This window comes from Nonomuraea rhizosphaerae, assembly GCF_019396405.1.
In the GTDB taxonomy this organism is placed as follows: Bacteria; Actinomycetota; Actinomycetes; order Streptosporangiales; family Streptosporangiaceae; genus Nonomuraea; species Nonomuraea rhizosphaerae.
On sequence record NZ_JAHKRL010000420.1, the window covers coordinates 1 to 1,273 of the forward strand.

A 1,273-nucleotide genomic window follows, 5' to 3' on the forward strand; every position below is an offset into this window, starting at 1 on the left:
CACCGCGCCCCCCTGTCAACTTACCCGGCGGCTCACGGCAGCTCCCCGTCGACGAACGCGGCGGCGGCCGGGAGCAGGCGGGCGGCCTCCTGCTCGAAGTACGTCCTGGCCTTCTCGCCGGGCCAGCCCGGCGGCAGCAGCTCCGGCGGCAGCCCGGGGTCCTGGAACAGGAAGTTGCGCCACCCGTGCACCAGCCTGCTCCTGGTCGCGAACACCTGGTCGGGCGGCGCGCCGCCGGGCAGCGCGCCGACCAGTTTGACGGCCTCCGACAGCCAGTGCTCGTACGCCGCGCCGATGGCGGCCAGGTCCCACGCCCTGGACACCAGCTCGCGCGGGTCGCCCTCCAGGGCGGCGTCGAACCGGTCGGCGCGCACGCCCTCGCCCTCCAGCAGGTTGTCCAGCTCGATCGAGGAGCGTGGACCGATCCAGGTCGTTTCGGACAGCGCGGCGTACCCCAGGAACGTCAGGTCGGCGCGGATCCGCTCCCTGCGCGGACGGTCCTTCACGGGGCCGAAGACGATCACGTGCCAGCGGCCACGCCAGCTCAGAGTTCCGGCTCGGTAAATTCTGAGCGCGGCTTCGTCAAGGCGTCTGACACACTTCGGAGTGAGCCCGTAACCCGCCCCTCGCGGCAGTCTGACAGGCTGCAGCCAGCCTTGCCGGACCATGCGGGAAACGGCCGTGCGTACGGCGGGAGCGGCTATTTCCAGGGGGTTCATGAGCCGCACGAGAGCGGCCACGGACGCCTGCCCACCGCGGGTACGCAGGTGGTCTCCGTAGAGGTCGAACAGGGCGGCGCGAGCGTGCACGAAGTCCAGTTTGGCGGCCTTCGCCAGGCTCGACAACGCATTCTGGGAGGAGATCGTTACCCATGAGCGCTCTCGATGCGGGAGAATAGGACATCACAGATGACGTGAATGCGTCGGCCATCCTCCAGGGCGGCCGAAATCGCGGGCCGCGGGAGCCCAATGGCATGAAGGGATGCACGCATGGCGGCGATGAAGCCGCGGACCGGCGATGGTCCGCTTGAGGTCACCAAGGAAGGGCGCGGCATAGTCATGCGGGTCCCCCTGGAAGGTGGCGGCCGGCTCGTCGTGGAGATTTCCGCCGACGAAGCGAAGGCGCTCGGCGAGGCGTTGAAGAACGTCGTCGGCTGAGAGCTCCCGAGACAGTCCGTTCCACGGCCCTGGCGTGCATCCGCGCCAGGGCCGCTGACGTTTGAGGTGATCATCCGTGCCCATTGAGACCACGGCGACGGCGGGGGGCGGGGTTC

The 1,273-nt window shown here is 69.6% G+C and carries 2 protein-coding genes; one reads left to right on the top strand and one right to left on the bottom strand.

Annotated features, from left to right (window positions below; translation table 11 throughout):
* Positions 1-32: 32 nt before the first annotated feature.
* Positions 33-809, bottom strand: a complete 777-nt coding sequence (locus KME77_RS30530; RefSeq protein WP_372451207.1) for a PaaX family transcriptional regulator — start codon at positions 807-809, stop codon at positions 33-35.
* A gap of 180 nt (positions 810-989) precedes the next feature.
* Between KME77_RS30530 and KME77_RS21630 the strand changes: the two genes are divergently transcribed.
* Positions 990-1,157, top strand: a complete 168-nt coding sequence (locus KME77_RS21630; RefSeq protein ID WP_020545024.1) for a DUF3117 domain-containing protein — start codon at positions 990-992, stop codon at positions 1,155-1,157.
* The last annotated feature ends 116 nt before the right edge of the window (positions 1,158-1,273 follow it).

What these genes read in the sequence shown, in the direction of transcription:
- KME77_RS21630 (WP_020545024.1), top strand. Translation starts at nt 990, where the DNA reads ATGGCGGCGATGAAGCCGCGGACCGGCGATGGTCCGCTTGAGGTCACC.